This window comes from Achromobacter mucicolens, from assembly GCF_902859725.1.
GTDB lineage: Bacteria > Pseudomonadota > Gammaproteobacteria > Burkholderiales > Burkholderiaceae_B > Achromobacter > Achromobacter mucicolens.
The window spans coordinates 51,821-70,032 of the sequence record NZ_CADIJP010000018.1; the positions used below are offsets into that span (position 1 = coordinate 51,821).

General features: G+C 66.1%; 16 protein-coding genes. 1 reads left to right on the forward strand and 15 read right to left on the reverse strand.

The genetic code is table 11. The annotated features are described in order from the left end of the window. Nucleotides 1–3: 3 nt before the first annotated feature. Nucleotides 4–1,164 (forward strand): lytic murein transglycosylase B, encoded by a 1,161-nt coding sequence (mltB, locus tag HV786_RS21105; RefSeq protein WP_175211740.1) that lies wholly within the window; start codon nucleotides 4–6, stop codon nucleotides 1,162–1,164. Nucleotides 1,165–1,320: 156 nt separating this feature from the next. Here mltB and cysM read toward each other — a convergent pair whose 3' ends face one another. From cysM to gyrA, 15 genes are all read right to left on the reverse strand, one after another. Then, complete coding sequence (gene cysM, locus HV786_RS21110) at nucleotides 1,321–2,229, reverse strand: cysteine synthase CysM (RefSeq protein WP_056322744.1); 909 nt, start codon at nucleotides 2,227–2,229, stop codon at nucleotides 1,321–1,323. A 159-nt stretch (nucleotides 2,230–2,388) separates the two neighbouring features. Next, nucleotides 2,389–2,895, reverse strand: coding sequence for a ComEA family DNA-binding protein (locus tag HV786_RS21115; RefSeq protein ID WP_175211742.1), 507 nt, complete (start codon nucleotides 2,893–2,895; stop codon nucleotides 2,389–2,391). A 170-nt stretch (nucleotides 2,896–3,065) separates the two neighbouring features. Next, on the reverse strand, nucleotides 3,066–4,055 hold the full coding sequence (gene rfaD, locus HV786_RS21120; protein WP_062838608.1) for an ADP-glyceromanno-heptose 6-epimerase: 990 nt from the start codon (nucleotides 4,053–4,055) through the stop codon (nucleotides 3,066–3,068). Beyond that, a complete protein-coding gene (gene rfaE1, locus HV786_RS21125; protein ID WP_056322264.1) occupies nucleotides 4,052–4,993 on the reverse strand; it encodes a D-glycero-beta-D-manno-heptose-7-phosphate kinase in 942 nt (313 codons plus the stop codon). The genes rfaD and rfaE1 overlap by 4 nt, the downstream gene beginning before the upstream one ends. Continuing rightward, on the reverse strand, nucleotides 4,990–6,204 hold the full coding sequence (lapB, locus tag HV786_RS21130) for a lipopolysaccharide assembly protein LapB (protein ID WP_128827742.1): 1,215 nt from the start codon (nucleotides 6,202–6,204) through the stop codon (nucleotides 4,990–4,992). Before lapB ends, rfaE1 begins: the two co-directional genes overlap by 4 nt. A 46-nt stretch (nucleotides 6,205–6,250) precedes the next feature. Continuing rightward, complete coding sequence (locus HV786_RS21135; protein ID WP_062838607.1) at nucleotides 6,251–6,565, reverse strand: LapA family protein; 315 nt, start codon at nucleotides 6,563–6,565, stop codon at nucleotides 6,251–6,253. A 209-nt stretch (nucleotides 6,566–6,774) separates the two neighbouring features. After that, nucleotides 6,775–7,137 carry an integration host factor subunit beta gene (locus HV786_RS21140; RefSeq protein WP_056322254.1) on the reverse strand — a complete coding sequence of 121 codons (363 nt, stop codon included), beginning with the start codon at nucleotides 7,135–7,137 and terminating at the stop codon, nucleotides 6,775–6,777. Nucleotides 7,138–7,140: 3 nt separating this feature from the next. Continuing rightward, the gene (gene rpsA, locus HV786_RS21145) at nucleotides 7,141–8,853 is read right to left on the reverse strand and encodes a 30S ribosomal protein S1 (RefSeq protein ID WP_056322251.1); all 1,713 of its coding nucleotides are present in this window, start codon (nucleotides 8,851–8,853) and stop codon (nucleotides 7,141–7,143) included. A gap of 176 nt (nucleotides 8,854–9,029) precedes the next feature. Continuing rightward, nucleotides 9,030–9,716, reverse strand: coding sequence for a (d)CMP kinase (gene cmk, locus HV786_RS21150; RefSeq protein ID WP_056322250.1), 687 nt, complete (start codon nucleotides 9,714–9,716; stop codon nucleotides 9,030–9,032). 15 nt (nucleotides 9,717–9,731) lie between these two features. Continuing rightward, nucleotides 9,732–11,054 (reverse strand): 3-phosphoshikimate 1-carboxyvinyltransferase, encoded by a 1,323-nt coding sequence (gene aroA, locus HV786_RS21155; RefSeq protein WP_128827741.1) that lies wholly within the window; start codon nucleotides 11,052–11,054, stop codon nucleotides 9,732–9,734. A 4-nt stretch (nucleotides 11,055–11,058) separates the two neighbouring features. Continuing rightward, entirely contained in the window at nucleotides 11,059–11,961 is a 903-nt protein-coding gene (locus HV786_RS21160) for a prephenate dehydrogenase (RefSeq protein ID WP_175211744.1), read from the reverse strand. Then, nucleotides 11,958–13,079, reverse strand: a complete 1,122-nt coding sequence (gene hisC, locus HV786_RS21165) for a histidinol-phosphate transaminase (RefSeq protein WP_128827740.1) — start codon at nucleotides 13,077–13,079, stop codon at nucleotides 11,958–11,960. The genes HV786_RS21160 and hisC overlap by 4 nt, the downstream gene beginning before the upstream one ends. Nucleotides 13,080–13,089: 10 nt before the next feature. Then, nucleotides 13,090–14,175 (reverse strand): prephenate dehydratase, encoded by a 1,086-nt coding sequence (pheA, locus tag HV786_RS21170; protein WP_056322239.1) that lies wholly within the window; start codon nucleotides 14,173–14,175, stop codon nucleotides 13,090–13,092. Then, nucleotides 14,168–15,298 carry a 3-phosphoserine/phosphohydroxythreonine transaminase gene (gene serC, locus HV786_RS21175; RefSeq protein WP_056322236.1) on the reverse strand — a complete coding sequence of 377 codons (1,131 nt, stop codon included), beginning with the start codon at nucleotides 15,296–15,298 and terminating at the stop codon, nucleotides 14,168–14,170. Before serC ends, pheA begins: the two co-directional genes overlap by 8 nt. Continuing rightward, nucleotides 15,298–17,958: a DNA gyrase subunit A gene (gyrA, locus tag HV786_RS21180; protein ID WP_128827739.1), complete on the reverse strand. Its 2,661-nt coding sequence runs from the start codon at nucleotides 17,956–17,958 to the stop codon at nucleotides 15,298–15,300. The genes serC and gyrA overlap by 1 nt, the downstream gene beginning before the upstream one ends. Nucleotides 17,959–18,212 lie beyond the last annotated feature (254 nt).

Here is an 18,212-nt window from a genome sequence, read left to right on the forward strand (position 1 = left end):
ATTATGTTCATCTGTCGGCGAATACTGCAACTCGGCGCGCTTTCCGCCCTGCTGGCGGGGTGCTCCACCACCACTCCCACCGCAGCAACCTCCACTACTTCCGCTTCCCAGACCGCTCAGGCTTCAGGGACGCCCGCCATCCGCATCGGGCCCAGCACGCCGACGCTCGGCCCCGAACTCGCGGACGACGCCCCAGCCACGCTGACGCCATCCGGCGCCTTGCGGCCCGACGTCCGCACCTTCGTCGAAAACCTGGCCGCCGAGCGTCAGTTGCCGCTGGCGCCGATGGTCCAGGCGCTGGAAAGCTCACGTTACAACGCCACGGTGGCGCGGCTCATCGCACCTTCCCCACCCGGCAAGAAGGTCTGGCGCAGCTGGCTGACCTATCGCTCACGCTTCGTCGAACCCAAGCGCATCGCTTGGGGCGTCGAGTTCTACAACGAAAACCGCGACCTGCTGAATCAGGCGGCGCAACGCTTTGGCGTGCCAGCCCCGATCATCGCCTCCATCATCGGCGTCGAAACGCTGTATGGCCGCAACATGGGCAATTTCCGCGTGCTGGACGCGCTGGCCACGCTGGCCTTCGACTACCCGGACCCGGCCAAGCCCGAGCGCGCCACGATGTTCCGCACGCAGTTGGCCGACTTCCTGACGCTTGTCATGAACGACAAGCTGGAACTGGAAACCAAAGGGTCTTATGCCGGCGCCATAGGCATGCCGCAATTCATGCCGACCAGCGTGATGCATTACGCCGTGGATGGCGACGGCAATGGCCATATCGATCTGACCAACAACACCCAGGACGCCATCATGTCCGTGGGCAGTTTCCTGGCGCAACACGGCTGGCAGCGCGGCCTGCCGGTGTTCGCGCCCGTGGTGCTGCCCGCCGACCCGACCGCCTTGGTGGACGGCGGCCTGGAGCCCAAGCAAAGCTGGACCACGCTGACGGCAGCGGGCTCGCGCCTGAAGCCCGGCGCATCCAGCGATGGCTGGGTCAGCCAGCCGCTGGGCGTGGTGGATCTGGTCGAGGAAATGCGCGGCACGGCGCAGTATCGCGTGGGGACGCCCAACTTCTTTGCGCTCACCAAGTACAACCGCAGCTACTTCTACGCCACGTCGGTGGCCGATCTGGCCACCGAGATCGAGGCCCGCGTGACGCAATGATCGCGCGCGCGCCGATTTACCCCGCGTGGTGACGGCTGCCACGCGGATGGACAAACGCCCCGGCGGATTCAACCGCCGGGGCGTTTTTTCATTCAAGGGATTGCCGCCTCGTCCTGAGCGGCGCGCCGCGCAAGCCCGCGCGGGCCGGCCAGCAGGTCAGTTGAAGACACCCGTGGACAGATAGCGGTCACCGCGGTCGCACACGATGAACACGATGGTCGCATCGTTGACGCGCTCGGCAACGCGCAGGGCCGCGACCAGCGCGCCGGCCGAGGAGATCCCGCCGAAAATGCCTTCCTCGGCGGCCAGCCGCCGCGCCATCACTTCGGCTTCGGACTGCTGGATGGACTCGTAGGCGTCCACGCGGCTGCGGTCGAAGATCTTGGGCATATAGGCCTCGGGCCATTTGCGGATGCCCGGAATCTGCGATCCTTCGGCCGGCTGCGCACCCACCACCTGCACGGCGGGGTTGCGCGACTTGAGGTACGTGGACACGCCCATGATCGTGCCCGTAGTGCCCATGGCGCTGACGAAGTGCGTGATGCGTCCTTCCGTCTGATTCCACAGTTCCGGGCCCGTGGTTTCAATGTGCGCGCGCGGATTGTCGGGATTGGCGAACTGGTCCAGCACCAGCCCCCGGCCATCGGCCTGCATCTCGGTGGCCAGGTCGCGAGCGTATTCCATGCCGCCCTTGTCGGCCGGCGTCAGGATGAGCTCTGCGCCATACGCCGCCATGGCGGCACGCCGCTCGACAGACAGGTTGTCCGGCATGATCAGGATCATTCGGTAGCCCTTCATGGCGGCCGCCATGGCCAGCGCAATGCCGGTATTGCCGCTGGTGGCTTCGATGAGGGTGTCGCCCGGCTTGATGTCGCCGCGCTCTTCGGCGCGCTGGATCATCGACAAGGCCGGGCGATCCTTCACGGATCCCGCCGGGTTGTTGCCTTCCAGCTTGGCCAGGATGACATTGCCGCGCGCGTCGCCCGCCGCCCCGGGAATGCGCTGCAGGCGCACCAGAGGCGTGTTGCCGACGGTCTGCTCGATGGTGGGGTAGGTAGTAGTCATGCGGTCGATCATAACTCCGCCCGGCGCCGCGCGACCCCAAAAGCCGCGCACGCGCCAGGGGCTCCCCGCATCGCCGGGATGCGGGGATGCGGGGATGCGGGGATGCCGGATCGCCGGATCGCCGGATCGCCGGATCGCCGGATCGCCGGATCGCCGGGCTCAGGGCTTGGCGCGGGCCGGGACCGGCGCGCCGCCCGCCGTGGACGCCCCGGCAGGCTTGGCCGCAGCCGCCTTGCCTGGTGCGGGTCGGGCTGCGGGCGCGGCTGCCGCCGCAGACTTCGGCGCGGCGCCCGCCGCGCCGATCGTCAGGCCGGCGGCCTGAAGCGCCTGCGCCTTTTTCTGTCCGATGCCCCGCACACGCTCGGTCAGGTCGTCCAGCGATTCGAAACGGCCGCCGCGTTCGCGTTCGCGCACGATGATGTCGGCGGTGCGCGGACCGATGCCCCGCAGGCCCTCAAGCTGGGCCGCGGTAGCCTGGTTGATATCCACGGCCTGGGCGGGCGGCGCGGCCACGCCCAGGCCGGCGGACAGCAGCAAGGCGCCAAGCGCCTGCCGCAGCGCACGCTGGCCCACACGCGGGCAGGCGTGCATGCCGGCCGGACGCGCGCGGCGCCACGGCGCCAGCGGCAGGTGGCGGGCAACGGTGGAATGGACGAAGGGATTCATGGGCTCTCCTGACTGGTCGGAGCGCAGCGGGTGCCGCGCCTTGTTCCCATCATCGGCCCCCGCCCCGCGCCGCGCCCGGCGAGTGAATCAATTCATCCAGCCCGGCAACCACGCAGGCGAAAAAAAGCCACCGCATGGCGGTGGCCTTGTCGGATCGGCTGCCGGAAGGATTATTTGCGCGCGCGCCAATAGCGCACGTATTCGGCCACGCCCGTCTGCACATCGCGCATGGGCGCCGTGAAGCCGGCGGCGCGAAGCTGCGTGACATCGGCCTGCGTGTAGCTTTGGTAGCGGCCCTTGAGGTCGTCCGGGAACGGGATGTAGCGGATCAGGTCCAGTTCGGCCAGCTGCGCCAGCGTCAGCTCGGCCTCGCCACGCTCGGCGCGCAGCGTGTTGACCACCGCGGCCGCCACGTCATTGAACGGCTGCGCCTTGCCGGTGCCGCAGTTGAAGATGCCGGATTGTTCGGGATGATCCAGGAAGTGCAGGTTCACCGCGACCACGTCTTCGACCGAGATGAAATCGCGGCTCTGGCCGCCATCCACGTAGCCGTCCCAGCCCGCGAAGAGCCTCACGTGGCCGTGTTCCAGGAACTGGTTCATGTTGTGGAAGGCCACCGACGCCATGCGGCCCTTGTGCTGCTCGTGCGGGCCATACACGTTGAAGTACCGCAGGCCGACGACTTGCGCCGTCAGGCTGTCCATGCGCTTGCGCAGCACCTGGTCGAACAGCAGCTTGGAATAGCCGTAGACGTTCAGGGGGCCTTCGTTGTCGGGATGCTCGACGTAGGTGGTCGACCCGCCGTACACCGCCGCGGAGGACGCATACAGGAACGGCACGCGGCGCGTCTGGCAGAACTCGAAGAGTTCCAGCGTGACGCGGTAGTTGTTGTCCAGCATGTAGCGGCCGTTGCGCTCGGTGGTGTCCGAGCACGCGCCCTGGTGCAGCACCGCGCGGATATCGGGCAGGCTGCCGTCGGCGACGCGGCGGCGGAAGTCGTCCTTGTCCATGTAGTCGGCGATCTTGCAATCGACGAGATTGACGAACTTGTCGCCTTCGGTCAGGTCATCGACGGCAATGATGTCTTCGATGCCGCGGCGGTTGAGCCCGCGAACCAGGTTGCTGCCAATGAAGCCTGCGGCTCCGGTAACGACGATCATGAGGATTCTCCTGCCAATTCCGCGGCGGTGACGACGGACGTGCCCAGCTTGCCCACGGCGATGCCGCCGGCCTTGTTGGCCCAGCCCATGGCTTCGGCCCAGGGCAGCCCGATGGCGCGCGTGACCGCCAGCGTGGCAAGCACGGTGTCGCCCGCGCCCGACACGTCGAACACTTCGTGCGCCTGCGCATCGGTGTGATCGCGTCCCGCATCGGAAAACAAAGTCATGCCCTGCTCGGACCGCGTCACAAGCAGGGCTTCAAGGTCCAGATCCGCGCGCAGGCGCTGCGCGCGATCGGTCAATTCGGCTTCGGAATTCCAGCGGCCGACCGCCTGCTGCATTTCCGAGCGGTTGGGCGTGACCAGGGTCGCGCCGCGATAGCGCGAGTAGTCATCGCCCTTGGGATCCACCAGCACCGGGATGCCTGCGCTGCGCGCCAGCGCAATCAAAGACTCCACGCGGGTCAGCACGCCTTTGGCGTAATCCGACAGCACGACGATGTCGTGGTTGGCCAGGTGGCGCGCCAGTGCCGCGTCCACGGCGTCCAGCGACGCCTGCGAGGGATGCTGTTCGAAATCCACGCGCAAGAGTTGCTGCTGGCGGCCCAGGACGCGCATCTTCAGGGTGGTGTGCAGCTCGTTGTCGGCGATCAGGTCGCCCTGGATGCCGGCCTCGGTGGACAGGCGCCGGACGCTGTCGCCGGCCTCGTCCTGACCCAGCACGCCAACCAGCGTGACATGGCCGCCCAGCGCGGCCACGTTGCGCGCCACGTTGGCGGCGCCGCCCAGACGATCTTCGCGGCGGGCGACGCGCACGACCGGCACCGGCGCTTCGGGGGAGATGCGCTCCACTTCGCCGAACCAGTAGCGGTCCAGCATGACGTCGCCAACCACGAGCACGCGGCTACGCGAAATGGCTTCGGCGGGAAAAGAGTTCATTCAAGTTCTTCCAGACGGCGCGGCGCATAGGTTTCCCAGGCGTTGCAGCCGGGACATTGCCAGTAGAAGCGACGCGCTTGAAAACCGCAATTGCGGCATGCGTAGCGATCGAGCCGTTGCGTGTGTTTGTGGATCAGGCTGCGCAGCAGGGTCAGGTCCGCGCCCGGCACCGGGCCGTGGTCGCCATCGCTGTCGCCGTTGGCCAGTTCGGCCTCCAGGAGGCGATCCAGGCCGAGCAGCGAAGGATGGCTGCGCAACGCGCCGCGCGCGAAGGCCCAAGCCGTCGCCGCGCCCTGCTGCACACGCAGTTCCCGGAACACCACGTTGAACAGATCCAGGGACGCATGGCGGCCATACTGTTTTTGCAGGAAGTCCAGGCCCGCGGCGGCCTGGTTGGCGTTGCGATAGTTCGCCAGCAACTGCTCGGCCACCAGCCCGGCGTACTCGGATGCATCGGTCATGACCGATTCCAGGTACAGCCTTTCGCGCTTGGGATCCTGCTCGATCAGCGCCAGGCGCGCGCGCAGCATGGCGGTGCGCACCTTGGCGCCCTTGCCTGAGGCGGCCTCGGTGGTAGTCAGCGCGTGGTCCGCGGCGTCCAGCGCCTTGTGCGCGCTTTCGACGTCGGCGGGCTTTGCCGCCAGCGCGGTCTGCGCCTGCTCGCAGTAGTAGTGCACGATTTGCGGGACGGGCTCGTCGACCAGGCCCTGCAAGGTCTTGACGGCCTCGATTGCACGCGGCCAATCGTGTTCGGATTCGTAGATGCGGATCAGCGAGCGCAGCGCGGGCAACGCATAACGCGTGTCCTTGAGCTGCTCGAAACCGCTTTCGGCCCGGTCCAGCATCCCTGCCTTCAGGAAGTCCTGCGCCAATTCGTGCTGCGCGTGTTCGCGCTCGGCCTGCGGCAGGTCGGAACGGTTCAGCAGGCTTTGATGCACGCGGATGGCACGCTCCATTTCGCCGCGGCGGCGAAACAGGCTGCCCAGGGCAAAGTGCAACTCCGTGGTTTCCGGGTCCAGCTTGGCGACCTCGACGAACGCGTCGATGGCGCGATCCGGCTCTTCGTTGAGCAGGAAGTTGAGCCCGCGGAAATAGGAGTCAGGCAGGCTACGCGTTTCCCGCAGCATCTGCCGGATATCGAAACGCGCGGCCAGCCAGCCCAGCGCGAACAGCACCGGGACGAAAATCAACCACCAAGGTTCAAAATCCACTATTCGGACTCATGCGGTAATTCGGTGCAAAAAAGCCGGCGCGATGTCACAGCGGCGACATGGGAGCGACGGCTTCGGGGGGCACGACAGGCGTGGTGCCGTTGGCGGCGGCCTGGATGCGATCCAGTTCGCGGCGCAGGCGGATGGCCTCGCGGCGGCGGCGCAGCGCTGCGGGAACGGTCAGCAGCAGCCCGAACAACGCGCCAAGCACGAATACGACCAGCATGACGACGATCAGCGGGACGTCCTGGATGACGTAGTCGGCGTAGAACTTCACGGCGACGGGGTCGGTGTTCTTCAAGGCGAACATCAACACCGCCACAAAGACGAGCAATCGCAGGGCCCAGACGAGATAGCGCATGGCGCATGCTCCAGATGATTCGAGACCGTCAATTGTAAGCGACGTCTTCACGGCGAGAGAAAAAAAAGCCCCAAGGGGGAGCGCGGACAGCGAATGCGAAGGTTGGGCGAACGCGTGAACGGGCGCCACAAAAACAAAGCCCCTTGATTTCTCAAGGGGCTTCGTTCGCGGTCCGATCTGCCCGAAGGCAGCTCTGCCTGGCCGACGCGTCAATGCATGGCGTGCAAACCTGCCATGGAAGACGGCATCGACTCGCTCGATCCGGAGGATTGAGCGTCCTCGTCATTGCCGCCGACCAGGTCCACCCGTTCGCGCAATTCCTTGCCTGCCTTGAAGTGCGGCACCTGTTTGCCAGGCACCAGCACCTGCTCGCCGGATTTGGGATTGCGACCGATGCGGGGAGACCGCTGCGACAACGAAAAGCTGCCAAAACCGCGGATCTCGATGCGCTGACCCGAGGCAAGCGCCTGGGTCATTGCATCAAGTACGGTCTTGACCGCGTAATCGGTGTCGCGGGCGGCCAGCTGAGGATAGCGGGCCGCCAAGGCGGCGATCAGCTCCGACTTGGTCACGAATTAACCGTCGTTGCGCTGTTGGTCCAGCTTGGCCTTCAGCAGCGCGCCGAGGTTGGTGGTGCCGGACGAAGCGCTGGCGTCGGACATGCGCTGGATCGTGTCGGCGGTTTCGGCGTTGTCGCGGGCCTTGATCGACAGCTGGATCGAACGCGTCTTGCGGTCGATGTTGACGATCATGGCTTCGATGTTCTCGCCGGCGGACAGCACGGTGGTGGCATCTTCGACGCGGCCCGAGGAGATCTCGGAAGCGCGCAGGTAGCCTTCGACGTCCACGGACAGCGTAACCACGGCGCCCTTGGCTTCGACCGACTTGATGGTGCCCGGAACCACGGCGCCCTTGTCAAACGTGGCGACGAAGTTGTTGAAGGGGTCGCCTTCCAGCTGCTTGATGCCCAGCGAGATGCGTTCCTTGTCGGTGTCGATGCCCAGAACCACGGCTTCGATTTCGTCGCCCTTCTTGAAGTTGCGCACGGCTTCTTCGCCAGCTTCCGTCCACGACAGGTCGGACAGGTGGACCAGGCCGTCGATGCCGCCGGGCAGGCCGACGAACACGCCGAAGTCGGTGATCGACTTGATGGCGCCGCGGACCTTGTCGCCACGCTTGAAGTTCGTGGCGAACTCTTCCCACGGGTTCTGGCGGCACTGCTTCATGCCCAGCGAAATGCGGCGACGGTCTTCGTCGATTTCCAGGACCATGACTTCGACTTCTTCGCCCAGGGTCACAACCTTGCGCGGGTCGACGTTCTTGTTGGTCCAGTCCATTTCGGACACGTGGACCAGGCCTTCGATGCCGGCTTCGACTTCAACGAACGCGCCGTAGTCGGTCAGGTTCGTGACCTTGCCGAACAGGCGGGTGCCTTGCGGGTAGCGGCGAGCCAGGCCCACCCACGGATCTTCGCCAAGCTGCTTGACGCCCAGGGAGACGCGGCTCTTTTCCTGGTCGAACTTGAGGACCTTGGCTTCGACTTCCTGACCCACTTGCAGGACTTCGGAGGGGTGACGCACACGGCGCCAGGCCATGTCGGTGATGTGCAGCAGGCCATCGATGCCGCCCAGGTCGACGAACGCGCCGTAGTCGGTGATGTTCTTGACCACGCCCTTGACCACGGCACCTTCGTGCAGGGTTTCGAGCAGCTTTTGACGCTCTTCGCCCATGCTGGCTTCCAGCACCTGGCGACGCGACAGCACAACGTTGTTGCGCTTGCGGTCGAGCTTGATGACCTTGAATTCGAGGGTCTTGCCTTCGTACGGGGTGGTGTCCTTGACCGGACGCAGATCCACCAGCGAACCCGGCAGGAACGCGCGGATGCCGTTGGTCATGACGGTCAGACCGCCCTTCACCTTGCCGGTGATGGTGCCGGTAACCAGTTCGCCGTTCTCCAGGGCCTTTTCCAGTTGCAGCCAGGCCGACAGGCGCTTGGCGCGGTCACGCGACAGGATGGTGTCGCCGTAGCCGTTTTCCAGGGAATCGATGGCCACCGAGACGAAATCGCCGGGTTGCACTTCGAGCTCGCCCTGGTCGTTCAGGAACTCTTCCAGGGGGATCAGCGCTTCGGACTTCAGGCCGGCGTTGACGACGACGAAATTGTGGTCGACGCGCACGACTTCGGCGCTGATGACCTCGCCGGACTTCATGTCCTGGCTCTTGAGGCTTTGTGCGAAAAGGTCGGCGAAGCTTTCGCCGCCGGTGGCGGTAGTGGAAACGGAAGACATGGGGTTGAAATCCATTGGGCCGAAATGGCCGTTAAGAACACACCGCAGCGGATTGCCCGCCACAGTGGAGTCAAAATACCTGCCGGCTGGCTGACCCTTGCGGGGTGGCCCGTGGGGGAGTCGCCTGGCTTGAGCAGGGCCTAATCAAAAAACTGCTTTAAGTGCTGCGTCGCGCATCACTGGCTGGCTTGCTGCCAGAAATCCAGTATTGCCTGCACCGTTTCTGCGATTGTCAGGTTGGACGAATCCAGCACGTGTGCATCTGCTGCGGGAGCGAGCGGCGCGGTGGCGCGCCCGGTATCGCGCGCATCACGCTCGCGCATATCCCGCAAAAGGTCGTCTAGATTAGCAGAAATTCCCTTTTCGATCAACTGCTTACGCCGCCTCTCCGCCCGGGCGACGACGTCGGCCACCAGGAAGACCTTCAGGGACGCATCCGGGAACACGACGGTGCCCATGTCGCGGCCGTCCGCCACCAGGCCGGGCGGCAGCCGGAAGGCGCGCTGGCGCTCGAGCAGCGCCTGCCGCACACCCGGGAAAGCGGCCACGCGGGATGCGAAATTGCCCACTTCCTCGCGGCGGATGTCATGGCCCGCATCGGCGCCCTCGAGGTACACGTGGGGCCCTTCGAAACGCACATCCAGCGTCTCGGCCACGCGCGCCACGGCCGGCTCGTCCTCGGCGGCAACGCCCCGGTTGATGGCGGCCAGCGCGGTCAGGCGGTACAGCGCGCCGCTGTCCAGCACGGCCCAGCCCAGCGCCTTGGCGACGCGATGAGCCACGGTGCCCTTGCCGGAGGCGGTGGGGCCGTCGATCGTGATGACCGGGGCCAGTGAGGCGGAAGTTGAAGCTGTCGAAGTCATGGATGCCATGCAGCGCTAGGCCGACACCAGGCCGGCGTAGACGTCAAAGTAACCCGGGAACGTCTTGCTGACACAACCGGGGTCGAGAATGCGGACCGCCGCCGGGCCAAACGCCGCAAGCGAAAAGCACATGGCCATGCGATGGTCGTCCCAGGTGCCGATGTGCGCATCGCGCCAGGCGTCCTGCGCCGGCGGCGTCACCCGCAGCCAGTCGGGGCCGGACGCCACGCGCGCACCCAGCTTTTCAAGCTCGGTCTGCATGGCGTGGATGCGGTCCGTCTCCTTGACGCGCCAGCTGCCGATGTTGCGCAGCCGGCAGGGGCCGTCGGCATACAGCGCCAGCGCCGCGGCCGTCATGGCGGCATCGGGAATCAGGTTGAAGTCGGTGTCGAAAGCCTTCAGGCGCGCGCCGTCGGCGACCTGCACACCCGAGACTTCGATCCAGCCCGGGCCGTAGGTGACCTTGGCGCCCATGTCGGCCAGGGTGCTCGCGAATCCCACGTCGCCCTGGATGCTATCGGCGCCCACGCCGGTCACCCGCACGGGGCCGCCGCCGATGGCGCCCAACGCCAGGAAATACGACGCCGTCGATGCGTCCCCTTCCACGGCGATCTCGCCCGGACTCCGGTAAGCGGCGCCCGCCTCCACCACGAAGCGGCTCCAGCCGTCCCGCTGCACCAGCACGCCAAAGCGCGCCATCAGGTTCAGGGTGATTTCGATATAGGGTTTGGAGATCAGCTCGCCGACGACCTCGATGGTCACGGGCTTGCCGCTGCGGGCCGCCTGCAGCGGCGCGGCCAGCAGCAATGCGGTCAGGAATTGGCTGGACACCGAACCCTGCACGCGTGTCACCGCGTTCTCGGCGATGTCGCCGCGGCCGATGTGCAGCGGCGGATAGCCCGGCTGCCCCAGGTAGTCGATGCGCGCGCCCAGCGCGTTCAGGGCATCGACCAGGTCGCCGATGGGGCGTTCGTGCATGCGGGGCACGCCGGACAGGCGATAGTCGCCGCCCATCAGCGCCAACGCCGCCGTCAGCGGGCGGATCGCGGTGCCCGCATTGCCCATGAACAGGTCGGCGCTTTCCACCGGAAAGCGGCGCACGCCCTGCACCGTCACGCGGCCGGCGTCCAGGTCGGACACCTGCACGCCCAACTGGCGCAACGCGGCCAGCATGACGCGGGTGTCGTCGGAGTCCAGCAGGCCGGTGATGACGGTCGTGCCCTCGGCAATGGCCGACAGCAGCAGCACGCGGTTGGAAATGCTCTTGGATCCCGGCAAGGCCATCATGCCCTGCGCGCGCCGCACGCGCGGCAGATCGAGGTAAGGCAAAGCGCCCATTGAACTACTCCTTGCGCCAGCCGCGGCGCGCACGCGCCGCCGTGTCCAGCAACGTCAGCAAAGCCTCGCCGTCGCCATCGGCAATAGCGCGCTCGGCACGGTCCAGCACCCCGCGCACCGCAGCCAGTTCGGCCAGCATCGCGTCGCGGTTGGACAGAAAGATGTCGCGCCACATCTCGGGCGATCCGGCGGCGATACGGGTGAAGTCGCGAAAGCCGCTGCCCGCCAGGTCAAGCCGGGTCTGGGCGTCGGCGGCCGTGGCCACCTGTTCCATATACACCGCGGAAAGCAGATGCGGAAGATGGCTGACCGACGCGAGCACACGGTCGTGCGCGCCCGCCTCCATGTCGATCACGTCCGCGCCGCAGGCCTGCCAGGCCCGGCGCACCAGCGTCAGGGCGGCCGCCTGGTTCTCCGGCACGGGCGTGAGGATGACGGTGCGCCCGCGATACAGGCTGGCGTCCGCCGCCTCCGGCCCGGTACGCTCGGCACCCGCGATGGGGTGGCCCGGCACGAACTGGCCTATGCGGTCGCCCAGCGCCTCGCGCGCGGCGTCGACCACCTCGGCCTTGGTGCTGCCGCCATCGGTCAGGATGGCATTGGGAGCAAGGTGCGGCCGCATCTGCGACAGCACATTCGTCAGGCCGCCAACCGGCGTGGCCAGCATGATGAGATCCGCCTGGGCCGCCGCGGCTTCGGCCGGCACGGCCTCGTCGATCAGGCCCAGCGCGACGGCGCGTTCCAGCGACTGCGCATTGCGTCCCACGCCCAGCACCTTGCCGACCTGCCCGGCTTGGCGCAAGGCCGCCGCGAACGAACCGCCGATCAAACCGACGCCAACCACTGCCAACACAGGAATCAGGGGGCCCGCGGCCCCCTGATCGGAAGAAGGTAACGCGTCGTTCATGCGGTCAGGATGGCGGTCAGGGCGTCGATGAATCGGGCGTTCTCGTGGGGCAGTCCAATGGACACGCGCAACCACTCCGGCAGGCCGTCGCCGGCCACCGGACGCACGATAACGCCACGCTTGAGAAGTTCAAGATTGATGCGCGGCGCGTCGCCCACGTGGACCAGCACGAAGTTGCCGTAGCTGGGCACGTAACGCAGGTTGAGCTTGTCGAACGCGGCGCAGAGCTGGGCCTTGCCCGCCTTGTTGGAAGCGTAGGCTTCTTCCAGGTAGTCTGCATCGCCGAGCGCGGCGATGGCCGCGGCCTGGGCCAGCGTGTTGACGTTGAACGGCTGGCGCACGCGGTTCAGCAGATCGGTCAGGCCGGGCTGCGCGACCGAGAACCCGACACGCAGGCCCGCCAGGCCATAGGCCTTGGAGAACGTGCGCGACACGATCAGGTTCGAATAGCGGCGCACCAGCGCGGTGCTGTCAAAGCGCAATTCGGGGTCGAGGTATTCGTTGTAGGCCTCGTCCAGCACAACGGTGACGCGGTCGCCGTGGGCGGCCTGCACGCGTTCCAGGAATTCGGCGACCTTCTCGCCCGGCACGAAAGTGCCGGTCGGGTTGTTCGGGTTGGCGATGAACACCAGCCGCGTGTCGTCGGCGATCGCCTTGAACATCGCATCCAGGTCATGGCCATGGTCGATGGCGGGCACCACGATGTGACGCGCGCCGCGCGCTTGCGTGGCCAGGCGGTAAACCGCGAACGAGTGCTGCGCGTACACCGCCGAAGTCCCGGGTTCCAGCAGCGCGAGCGCGGCGATTTCCAGGATGTCGTTGGAACCGTTGCCCAGCGTGATCCAGTTCATCGGCACGCCATAGCGTTCGGCAAGCGCCGCCTTCAGGTCGAAACCGTTGGGGTCCGGATAGCGCGCCAGCGATTCGGCGGCGGCCAGCATGGCCGCGCGCGCCGACTTGGGCATGCCCAGCGGGTTTTCGTTGGAAGCCAGCTTGACGATGGTGGCCGGATCCAGCCCGAACTCGCGGGCCAGTTCTTCAATCGGCTTGCCGGCCTGGTACGGGGCAATGGCACTGACGTGCGCGGGGGCAACGAGGGGCTTGGATGCGTGGGTCATGATGTGGGATTCACTGCGCCGGGTACGAGCCCAGCACTTTGAGGTAGGCAACCTGCGCCTGCAAGGCCGCCAGGGCGCGCTCGACATTCGGGTCGTTCCGGTGGCCCAGGACGTCGACGTAGAAATAGTATTCCCACTGGCCGGTGCGCGCCGGGCGCGACTCGAAGCGCGTCATCGACACGCCGTTGGCGGCCATGGGCGCCAGCATTTCATAGACGGCGCCCGCGCGGTTGGGCACCGCCAGGATCAGGCTGGTCTTGTCCTTGCCGCTGACGAGCGGCTCGATGTTGCCGATGGCCAGAAAGCGGGTGCGGTTGTGCGGGTCGTCCTGGATGCCGGCGGCGATGATCTGCAGGTTCCAGGCAGGCGCCGCGACATCGCCGGCAATCGCCGCGATGGTCGGATCCCCGGCGGCAGCGCGCGCCGCTTCGGAGTTGCTGGACGCGGCCACGCGCTCGACGTCGGGATAGTTGCGCGTCAGCCAGCCCTGGCACTGGGCCAGCGCCTGCGGATGCGCGGAAATGGTCTTGATGCCGTCCATGCTGCCCGATTGCGACATCAGGCAATGACGAATCACCAGCGAACGCTCGCCCAGGATCTTGAGCGGGGTGTTCAGCAGCAGGTCCAGGCTGCGGTTGACGGCGCCTTCGGTCGAATTCTCGACAGGCACCATGCCCACGTCGGCCTGTCCGGCCTCGACGGCGCGGAAGACTTCGTCGAACGAGGCGCAAGGCAGCTTCTGCACCGCATGGCCGAAGTGTTCCAGCGCGGCCTGTTCCGAAAACGAACCCTGCGGCCCCAGGAACGCGACCGTCATGCCGCGCTCAAGGCCGCGGCATGCGGAAATGATTTCGGTCCAGACCGACGCCACGCCGGCGTTCGGAAAAGGACCCGGATTGATCTGCTGCAGGCGGCGGATGACTTCGGCCTCACGCTCGGGCCGCAGCACGGGGCCATCTGCGTGCGCCGCATGTTTGGCCTCGCCCACTTCCAGCGCGGCACGAGCGCGCTGCGACAGGAGATCAAGGATTTGCGCATCGAGGTCGTCGATACGCTTGCGCAGGGGAAGCAGCTTACGCTGCAGCTCTTCATCCATGGCGGCGCTCGAAGTCCTTCAGGTACTCGACCAGCGCCTTCACGCCTTCGAGCGGCAGCGCGTTGTAGATGGAGGCGCGCATGCCGCCCACGCTCTTGTGGCCCTTCAACTGCGTGAGGCCCGCTGCCTCGGCACCCTTCAGGAAGGCGTCGTTGAGCGACTCGTCATGCAGCACGAACGGCACGTTCATGCGCGAACGCACGGGAGCGTGAATGGGATTGCGGTAGAAGCTGGTGCTGTCCAGGTAACCGTACAGCAGGTCGGCCTTGGCCTTGTTGGCCGCCTCCATGCCCGCCACGCCGCCGTTGGCCTTGACCCACTTGAACACCAGGCCAGCGATGTAGATCGCAAAGGTGGGCGGGGTGTTGTAGCGCGAGTGTTCGGCGGCCACGTTGGCGTAGTCGAACGCGGACGGGCAGATCGGCAATGCCTGGCCGATCAGGTCGCGGCGCGCGATGACCATGGTGACGCCGGCCGGGCCGGCGTTCTTCTGCGCGCCGGCGTACATCATGCCGCAGCGCGTCACGTCCATCGGGCGCGACAGGAAATGCGAGGAAGCGTCGATGACCAGCGGCACGTCGGGCGCGCCCAGGTCAGCGGTGTCGGGCCAATCCAGGAACTCGACGCCGCCGATGGTCTCGTTGCTGCACAGGTGCAGGTAGGCCGATTCCTTGCGCACCTGCCAGGTGTCGGCAGCCGGCACCCAGGTCAAGGGCGCCTGCTCGCGGCCGTCGATCTGGGTGGCGTGGTCGGAGCTGGCAGCGATATGCGTGCTGCCGTAGCGGCCGGCTTCCTTGTACGAGCGCTTGGACCAATGGCCCGTCACGACAAAGTCCGCGGCCGGTGCGCCGCGGCGTCCCATGAGATTCATGGGAACGATGGCGTTTTCCCCGGAACCGCCGCCTTGCATGAACATGACGGCGTAGTCCGCCGGCAGGCCCAGCAGGTCGCGCAGATCGGACTCTGCTTCATCGCAGATCTGCACGAAATGCTTGCCGCGATGGCTCATTTCCATCACGGACATGCCGCTGCCGTGCCAGTCCAACATTTCTGCAGCGGCTTGCTGCAGCACCACCTCGGGCAGGACCGAGGGGCCGGCCGAGAAGTTCCAGGGGCGGGCCATTATTGCTCCGTAGGTTCCGTCGAATCTGCTGCGTCGCTGCTGTCGTCGCCACCGGCTTGCTGGCCGTCTTCGTCCAGTTCGCCGTCGTCGTCCGCATCGCTTTCCACGACACGGCGCACGCCGGACAGCGTGCTGCCGTCGTCGACGTTGATCAGCGTGACGCCCTGCGTCGCGCGGCCCATTTCGCGGATTTCCGCGACGCGGGTGCGCACCAGGACGCCGCCAGTGGTGATGAGCATGATTTCATCCGTGGGCGTGACCAGCACCGCACCCACAACCTTGCCGTTACGCGAGGTGGTCTGGATGGCGATCATGCCCTTCGTGCCGCGGCCGTGGCGCGTGTACTCCGCGATCGGCGTGCGCTTGCCGTAGCCGTTTTCGGTGGCGGTCAGCACCGTCTGCGTTTCGTCGCCGGCGACCAGCAGCGCAATGACGGTCTGCGTGTCTTCGAGCATCATGCCGCGCACGCCACGGGCATTGCGGCCCATCGGACGCACGTCGTTCTCGTCGAAGCGCACGGCCTTGCCGGCGTCCGAGAACAGCATGACGTCATGCTTGCCGTCCGTGAGGTCGGCGCCGATCAGGTAGTCGCCATCGTCAAGGTCGACGGCGATGATGCCGGCCTTGCGCGGGTTGGAGAAGTCGGACAGCGGGGTCTTCTTGACCGTGCCGCGCGAGGTCGCCATGAAGACGAAGTGGTCTTCGCTGAATTCCTTGACCGGCAGCACCACCGTGATCTTCTCGCCTTCGGCAAGCGGGAACATGTTGACGATCGGCTTGCCGCGCGAATTGCGCGTGCCCTGCGGCACTTCCCAGACCTTCAGCCAGTAGACGCGGCCGCGGTTCGAGAAGCACAGCAGGAAGTCGTGCGTATTGGCGATGAAGAGCTGGTCGATCCAGTCGTTTTCCTTCATGGCCGTGGCCTGCTTGCCGCGTCCGCCGCGCTTTTGCGAACGGTATTCGGACAACGGCTGGCTCTTGATGTAGCCGCCGTGCGACAGCGTCACGACCATGTCGGTCGGGGTGATCAGGTCTTCGGTATCCAGTTCCGTCGCGTTCAGTTCGATTTCCGAACGGCGCGAATCCTTGGCGCCGGTCGAGAACTCGGCCTTGATGGCCTGCAGTTCTTCGCTGATGATCGTCGTGATGCGCTCGGGACGGGCCAGGATGTCCAGCAGGTCGGCGATGGTGGACATGATGTCCTTGTACTCGCCGACAATCTTGTCCTGCTCCAGCCCGGTCAGGCGTTGCAGGCGCATGTTCAGGATTTCCTGGGCCTGAGTGTCGCTCAAGCGGTACAGCCCATCGCCCTGCAGACCGAACTCGGCGCCCAGGTCGTCCGGACGGAACGCCGCGCGCCCGCCCGGCGTGTCGCCGTCGGCGCGTGCCAGCATTTCGCGCACCAGGGAAGAATCCCAGGACTTCGCCATCAGCTCCTGGCGGGCGACCGGCGGAGTCGGCGCAGCCTTGATGATCGCGATGAAATCGTCGATGTTGGCCAGCGCCACCGCCAGGCCTTCCAGCACGTGGCCGCGCTCGCGGGCCTTGCGCAACTGGAACACCGTGCGGCGCGTGACCACTTCGCGGCGATGCTGCAGGAAGTAATCGATCATCTGCTTCAGATTGAGCAGGCGGGGCTGGCCGTCGACCAGCGCCACCAGGTTCATCCCGAAGGTGTCCTGCAGCTGGGTGTTCTTGTAGAGGTTGTTCAGCACGACCTCAGGCACCTCACCGCGCTTGAGCTCGATGACAAGGCGCATGCCGTCCTTGTCCGACTCGTCGCGGATGTCGGAGATGCCTTCGATCTTCTTGTCGTTGACCAGCTCGGCAATGCGTTCCTGCAGCGTCTTCTTGTTGACCTGGTAGGGAATCGCGTCGATCACGATCGCCTGGCGATTGCCCTTTTCCATGTCTTCGAAGTGCGTCTTGGCGCGCATGATGACGCGGCCGCGACCCGTGCGATAGCCTTCGCGCACGCCGGACATGCCGTAGATGATGCCGCCCGTGGGGAAGTCCGGCGCCGGGATGAGCTCGATCAGCTCATCAACCGTGCACGCCGGATTGCGCAGGCAGTACAGGCAGCCGTCGACCACTTCCTGGAGGTTGTGCGGCGGAATATTGGTGGCCATGCCCACCGCGATGCCTGAGCTGCCGTTGACCAGCAGGTTGGGCAGGCGCGACGGCAGCAGCAGCGGTTCCTGTTCGCTGCCGTCGTAGTTGGGTCCGAAATCGACGGTTTCCTGGTCGATGTCGGCCAGGAGCTCGTGCGCGATCTTGGCCAGGCGGATTTCGGTGTAACGCATCGCGGCGGCGTTGTCGCCGTCGATGGAACCGAAGTTGCCCTGACCGTCGACCAGCATGTAGCGCATGGAGAAATCCTGCGCCATGCGGACGATGGTGTCGTAGACGGACTGGTCGCCGTGGGGGTGGTACTTACCGATGACGTCCCCGACGATACGCGCGGACTTCTTATAGGCGCGGTTCCAGTCGTTGTTCAGCTCGTGCATCGCGTAGAGCACGCGCCGGTGGACGGGCTTCAAGCCGTCCCGCACATCCGGTAGCGCCCGCCCTACGATCACGCTCATCGCGTAATCGAGGTAACTGCGGCGCATCTCTTCTTCCAGCGATACCGGAAGCGTCTCCTTGGCAAAGGAATCCATATATATAACGACAGAATCGTGTAAGGAGGAACCCGGGCCGGGTAAACAGGAAATTCTATCATTCGATTGGGGGACCGGTCCGATGGGCCGCCGGAAGGCGCCGCAAGCGCACCGCGACGGATCGATCGGAAACGCCGCCCGGCCAAGCCCACCCGCGCCCCGCGGCCCTGTTGTCAAAAACCAACATGGGAAACGGCAGGAGTGCCGAAAACGTCATATCCAGCATTAATGCGCCTGTCCAGGGAAGCCAAAGC